This is a genomic window from Pseudogracilibacillus sp. SO30301A (assembly GCF_037072025.1).
Classification (GTDB): Bacteria; Bacillota; Bacilli; order Bacillales; family Amphibacillaceae; genus Pseudogracilibacillus.
Genome location: NZ_JAXHDD010000098.1, coordinates 1 through 6,548 on the forward strand (window position 1 = coordinate 1; position 6,548 = coordinate 6,548).

Annotated in this window: 6 protein-coding genes and 1 riboswitch; of the genes, 5 read left to right on the top strand and 1 reads right to left on the bottom strand. The window is 37.8% G+C overall.

What is annotated here, in order from left to right; translation table 11 throughout:
- Positions 1–468 precede the first annotated feature (468 nt).
- Complete coding sequence (locus SPD89_RS22155) at positions 469–1,644, bottom strand: MFS transporter (RefSeq protein ID WP_336264112.1); 1,176 nt, start codon at positions 1,642–1,644, stop codon at positions 469–471.
- A gap of 100 nt (positions 1,645–1,744) precedes the next feature.
- Here SPD89_RS22155 and SPD89_RS22160 point away from each other — a divergent pair, with 100 nt between their 5' ends.
- The 5 genes from SPD89_RS22160 to purB all read left to right on the top strand — a co-directional run bounded on the left by SPD89_RS22160 (position 1,745) and on the right by purB (position 6,497).
- Positions 1,745–2,452 (top strand): MOSC domain-containing protein, encoded by a 708-nt coding sequence (locus tag SPD89_RS22160; protein ID WP_336264113.1) that lies wholly within the window; start codon positions 1,745–1,747, stop codon positions 2,450–2,452.
- Between the two features lie 102 nt (positions 2,453–2,554).
- Positions 2,555–3,250 (top strand): DUF2179 domain-containing protein, encoded by a 696-nt coding sequence (locus SPD89_RS22165; RefSeq protein WP_336264114.1) that lies wholly within the window; start codon positions 2,555–2,557, stop codon positions 3,248–3,250.
- 67 nt (positions 3,251–3,317) lie between these two features.
- Positions 3,318–3,419: riboswitch (purine riboswitch) on the top strand.
- 165 nt (positions 3,420–3,584) lie between these two features.
- Positions 3,585–4,076, top strand: coding sequence for a 5-(carboxyamino)imidazole ribonucleotide mutase (gene purE / locus SPD89_RS22170; RefSeq protein ID WP_336264115.1), 492 nt, complete (start codon positions 3,585–3,587; stop codon positions 4,074–4,076).
- The gene (gene purK / locus SPD89_RS22175) at positions 4,063–5,202 is read left to right on the top strand and encodes a 5-(carboxyamino)imidazole ribonucleotide synthase (RefSeq protein WP_336264116.1); all 1,140 of its coding nucleotides are present in this window, start codon (positions 4,063–4,065) and stop codon (positions 5,200–5,202) included. The genes purE and purK overlap by 14 nt, the downstream gene beginning before the upstream one ends.
- A complete protein-coding gene (purB, locus tag SPD89_RS22180; protein ID WP_336264118.1) occupies positions 5,199–6,497 on the top strand; it encodes an adenylosuccinate lyase in 1,299 nt (432 codons plus the stop codon). Before purK ends, purB begins: the two co-directional genes overlap by 4 nt.
- Positions 6,498–6,548: the final 51 nt, after the last annotated feature.

Consider the following 6,548-nt stretch of genomic DNA (forward strand, 5'->3'; position numbering starts at 1 on the left):
GTTTTCCACGACTCTTCCCCAAAACGGTCACGATTCATACCGAAACATGCCCGTTTTCCATGCCCCTCACTCAAAACGGTCACGATTCATACCGAAACATGCCCGTTTTCCATGACTCCCACCCAAAACGGTCACGATTAAGATCGAAACATGCCCTTTTTCCATCACTCCCACCCAAAACGGTTACGATTATTATCGAAACTACCCATCATGCAGATCGACTCGACATGTTCGAAAAAGACTCGATGTCATGCAGATCGACTCGACCTCTTAGATCTGGACTCTGCATGTTGTTAATCGACTCACATTCCGGAGCGGAGGTAGAGTAGAGTCACTTTTCCCCAACGGTGATAAATCGTTACGTCACAGTATCCTTCAACTACGCAGTAAGATTTAATCGTTTGCAAGAAATTCTAATTTTCTCAATCTATAATCGTTAGCTTTTAGAGTAGAACGTTTAAACATTACTCAATCTCTTTTTTCAATACTTACTTCTCGTTTACGATGGATTCCAAAATGAAATCCTATAAAACTTATTGCACCGATCAAGGATAGGATGCCCATTATGTAATATAATGTCTGACCATTAAAATGTTCAAAAATCATTCCGCCTCCCATTGAACCGACGATTCCTGAGACACCAAATAGGGCGGAATAAAAAATAAGATGGCCAGTTGACTGTAAAAGTTTTGGTATAATTCGTGTTATATAATCAAAAGCTGTTAAGTAAAAAGTTCCAAAAGTAAGGCCGTGTAAGACTTGTAGGGAAATGATTAGTAAAGGGCTAGTTGCAGTGCCGTAAATGAACCACCGTAAACTATATAATAAAGCAGCAAAAACGATGAAAGTTATCGGATGGTATTTACGAAACCAAAATCCTGCAAAGGCAAAAATAACCCCCTCACTAATAACACCAACAAACCATGCAAGTCCAACTAAACTTTCATTACCACCTAGTTCCATAATATATATACCTATAAAACTATCATTTGCCCGATGACCGATACTTATAAACATCATAAAAATAAGGAATAAAATAAATGATTTGTTCATCATTAAATTCTTAACTTCTTTTAATTGTACTGGCGCTGAATCGGCTTTGACGTCTTGAATTGTAAAAGTAATTAAGAGTAGCACAGTTCCGATTATGACATATGGCCAGATCATATATTGAACGCCGAATTTCGTTAAAACTTCCCCGACTATTAATGAAGAAAGAGCGAAACCAATAGATCCCCACATGCGGATTGTTCCAAATGAGATTTTTAAATCAATGGCCCTACGTTGTGCTAAACTATCGCTAAGTGCACCTACAGGAGAGGAGAAAAAGTAAAAAATTGCTCCAAAAAGCAAAATAGTGACTAAGTGATCCATTTGGAAAAAGGTGACACTTGCAAGTAACATTCCAATAACGGATATAATGAGCATTCGTTTTACCGTTTTGTACTTATCACTTAAATACCCCCAAAATGGTTGAGAGATAATCGAGGCGCATGGTCCGATCGCTAGCACCCAACCGATTTCAGTACCGGTCAATCCCTTGTATTTTAGATAAAGAGGTAAAAAACTAATAATGATCGTGTTTGTTGCGTGAAAATGAAAGATGAGTAATTTCAGAGAAACGAGAGAATCTTTTTTCGACAATCTTAGTCACCTCGACTTTTCTCAAATGTTGAAACGTAGTAAGATATAAGAAAGACAAAGTACGATTTAACTATATCACATTATGAAAGAAGGAGCGCAAATGAATTTTCCGTTTATAAATCAACTTCGTACGGGTAAAGTAAAACAAATGGGCAAGAAGGATGCAAAAAGTCCATTTGAACGACAGTGGGAAAGTGGGATATTTAAACAAGAGAGAAAAGGAAAAATCTGGCTTTCCAAATTAGGTTTAGCATCAGATGAAGTAGCTGATAAGAAAGTTCATGGTGGTCCTGAAAAGGCATTATTCGCTTATCCCGAGTTACACTATCCATATTGGCAGCAAAAACTAGACATTGAAATTGAGGCGGGTGCCATGGGAGAAAACCTTGTAATAGAAGCGGCTGATGAATTTACTGTATATATTGGCGATACATATCGATTTGGTGAAGCAATCATTCAGGTTTCACAACCACGTAGGCCTTGTTGGAAGCCAGCCCGGAGATTTAAAGTGCTTGATTTTGCTCTACGTATCCAGGAGACCGGAAAAACTGGTTGGTATTACCGCGTACTACAAGAAGGCTATGTGGAAGCAGGAGTTGAGTTAGAGCTTATTGAAAGACCATACCCACAGTGGTCTGTAGCTGCTTGTAACGAAATAATGTATGTGAAAAAATCAGATTTAAATCTAGCTTATGAGTTGGCATCTTGTTCAGCACTAGCACCGAATTGGAAAAAGTCTTTACAAAAAAGATTACGTGGGCAAGAGTCATCCATAGAAAAACGTGTATATGGTCCGAATAAGGAATGAGAAATTAAAACCAAATTTCCCCGTTAATTGCTGTTCTTTCTACGACAGATAACGAATACATTAAGTTTGATATTAGTTAAGAAAGATTCGGGAGGGAACATCTTGTTAAATAATGCTTACGCCATCGTTGCGATAATCTTAGTGATCAATATCGTTTATGTTACATTTTCGACGCTACGAATGATTTTAACATTAAAGGGTCGTCGCTATTTAGCAGCAATTGTAAGTACACTTGAAGTTATCGTTTATATTTTGGGGTTAAGTATTGTACTAGATAATCTGGATGGCATTCAAAATATTATTGCTTATGCAGTTGGTTTTGCACTCGGAATTATTACTGGTTCTATTATAGAGGAACGGTTAGCTTTAGGGTATATAACCGTTAATGTCATTTCATCAAATCCTACATTAAATTTTACCGATCGACTGAGAGAAGAAGGGTTCGGCGTAACGAGTTGGACATCTTCCGGAATGGAAGGGGATCGTTTGTCTATGCAAATATTAACACCAAGAAAACAGGAACTAAGGTTATATCAACTTATTACAGAAATCGATCCACGGGCTTTTATGGTCGCTTATGAACCAAAACATATTCAAGGTGGATTTTGGGTGAAACAAGTCAGAAGAAATTTGATGCAAAATGGCAAGGCGAAAGAGCAGGTCTTAAAAGATGTCGTTCCAACTGAAAAAATAATGGAAGATGATGAGGTTGTTGAGGAATTCATTGATGACCAACTTCCAGCAAGTCATTTAACGAAACCACGTGCACAGAAGCCGAACATTAAGTCTAAATTATAATAAAATGTTCGTAATTTAATTGACGAATAAATTGCCAGTTTGTTATACTTAAACAAGTAAGTAACGCATAAAAAACATATAGATTCCCCATATAATTTTGAGAATATGGCTCGAAAGTTTCTACGTTTGCACCGTAAATGCTACGACTATGGGGGAGGATGATGTGGTGAAAATGAGAAAACTATCTCTTTTTTATGATTGATTACAAGCAAGTCTATTCATCTTCTCCTATACGCATAGGAGTGGAATAGACTTTTTTACATTTTTTAAGATAATTTAGTTGATTTTTGACAATTACATACACTAATAAAAATGAGAATTGGAGTGCGTATGAATGGCTCAGGTTGGCATTATAATGGGTAGTATTTCAGATTGGGAAACAATGAAACATGCTTGTGACGTTTTAGATGAGTTAGGGGTAGATTACGAAAAGGAAATTGTCTCTGCTCATCGGACGCCAGATGACATGTTTGAATATGCGAAAATTGCTAGAGAAAAAGGGCTGAAAGTGATTATTGCGGGTGCAGGAGGGGCTGCACATTTACCTGGGATGGTTGCGGCGCAAACGACCCTGCCGGTGATAGGGGTTCCTGTACAAACGAAAGCATTAGGAGGAATGGATTCCTTGCTATCTATCGTGCAAATGCCTGGTGGAGTTCCAACTGCAACGATGGCGATCGGAAAAGCGGGTGCGACAAATGCCGGGATTTATGCCGCTCAAATCATTAGTCTGTTTGATACAAATACTGCGGTCAAATTAGATAATTATCGAAAGAAAATGAAAGAAAAAGTCAATGAAATGAGGGAAAATCTTGCAAACAAATAAGTCTATTTTAAAAATTTTGCCTCCTCAAACGATCGGAATTATTGGAGGCGGGCAACTTGGCCGGATGATGGCAATTGAAGCTAAATATATGGGGTATAATGTCATTGTCTTGGATCCAACTCCCAATTGTCCGACTGCTCAAGTAGCAGATGGTCAAATAGTTGCACCGTATGATGACATGGAAGCAATTAAACAATTGACGGTAAAAAGTGATGTCATCACATATGAATTTGAAAATGTCGATTTAGATGCTGCGACTTATATAGAAGAAGCAGGTAAACTTCCCCAAGGAGCTTTTGCACTAGAAGTTACACAAAATAGGGAGAAAGAGAAAAATATAATGAAAGAAGCAGGACTCCCTGTCCCAAAATTTTCAATCGTTCACAATGGATCTGAATGTGAAGCAGCACTTAAAGAAATAACCTTACCAGCCGTAATAAAAACATGTCGTGGTGGTTATGACGGGAAAGGGCAATTAAAGATAGAAACGGAACAAGATAAAGAGGCGGCAATCCAATTTGCCGATCAAGGTGGTACGTTTATTATCGAACAGTGGATAACGTTCGATAAAGAAATATCAACTGTTTTTACTAGAAGTCAGTCAGGAGAAATCACCTTTTTCCCTATTTCTGAAAATGATCATAAAGACCATATTTTATATGAAACAATTGCTCCTGCAAGAATTTCGGATGCTTTAAGTCAAAAAGCGAGAGAAGCAGCGACTTTACTAGCAGAAAAAATAAATATTGTTGGAACTTTTGCGATCGAAATGTTCGTAAAAGGCGAAGAAATTTTTATTAATGAAATGGCACCACGCCCACATAATTCAGGGCATTATACGATTGAGGCTTGCAATGTATCGCAATTTAGTCAGCATATTCGTGCAATCTGTGGATTGCCTCTTCCTGAGATTATCTTCCATCAAAACGCGATGATGATGAATGTGCTAGGAGAAGATATGCCAAAAGCACTCCGAGCACTTAGTCAGCTACCAGAAGCGTATGTTCACTTATACGGAAAAGCGGAGGCAAAAGAAAAACGAAAGATGGGACATGTTACATTTATCGCCCATGAGTTAGATGAACTTGAAAGTTATAAACGCGCCTATGAGGAGGGTCTTACATGATAGACCGATATACCCGAGAAGAAATGGGTACGATTTGGACAGAAGAAAATAAATATAATGCTTGGCTTGAAGTAGAAATTTTAGCATGTGAAGCATGGGCGGAATTAGGGGTTATTCCAAAAGAAGATGCCGGGAAAATAAGGAAAAAGGCTGCTTTTACTGTGGAGCGAATTTATGAAATAGAACAAGAAACTCGCCATGATGTTGTTGCGTTTACTAGAACAGTATCTGAATCGCTTGGGGAAGAACGAAAATGGGTACATTATGGACTCACGTCAACAGATGTAGTGGATACAGCACTTTCATATCTGTTAAAACAAGCGAATACGATTATTCGCGCAGATCTTGAACGTTTTATGGACGTATTAAAAGAAAAAGCAATCGAACATAAACATACAGTAATGATGGGTAGAACGCATGGGGTTCACGCCGAACCGACAACATTCGGATTAAAACTTGCACTTTGGCATGAAGAAATGAAGCGAAATTTAGAACGTTTTAATGAAGCGGCAGCTCGAGTTGAGTTTGGAAAACTTTCAGGTGCAGTTGGAACATATGCGAATATTGATCCATATGTTGAAGATTATGTTTGTAAAAATTTAGGTTTATCACCTGCACCATTATCTACTCAGACATTGCAACGTGATCGTCATGCAGCGTACATGTCAGTACTAGCATTAATTGCTACATCGATTGAAAAATTTGCAACTGAAATTCGCAGTTTACAAAAAACAGAAACTCGGGAAGTCGAAGAATTTTTCCAAAAAGGACAAACTGGATCATCGGCAATGCCACATAAGCGTAATCCAATTGCTTCAGAAAATATGAGTGGGATGGCACGCGTTGTAAGAGGGTATATGGTTACAGCATACGAAAATGTTTCCTTATGGCATGAGCGCGATATTTCACATTCATCTGCAGAACGTGTCATCATACCTGATGCAACGATCGCACTAAATTATATGATAAACAGATTTACAAATGTTGTGAAAAACTTGACTGTTTATCCACAGAATATGAAACGGAATATCGATAAAACATTCGGAGTTATTTTTTCACAACGAGTGTTGCTTGCGTTAATTGATAAAGGATTGTCTAGAGAAGCAGCATATGGAGTTGTCCAACCACTTGCAATGGAAGCTTGGGAGACAGAAACGCACTTCAAACAATTATTAGAACACAATAAAATTGTTCAAGAAAATTTGACCAATAAAGAGATTGAGGACTGTTTCGACCATACGTATCATTTGAAAAATGTTGATTATATTTTTGACAGATTGGGAATAGAAGGATAATACAATCACTTTACTCAGTGCTGTTTGTCCATAAACTGCGCAGTTACTTAA

Coding starts and splice junctions, on each gene's coding strand:
- SPD89_RS22160 (WP_336264113.1), top strand. CDS start 1,745: ATGAATTTTCCGTTTATAAATCAACTTCGTACGGGTAAAGTAAAACAA.
- purE (WP_336264115.1), top strand. CDS start 3,585: ATGGCTCAGGTTGGCATTATAATGGGTAGTATTTCAGATTGGGAAACA.
- purB (WP_336264118.1), top strand. CDS start 5,199: ATGATAGACCGATATACCCGAGAAGAAATGGGTACGATTTGGACAGAA.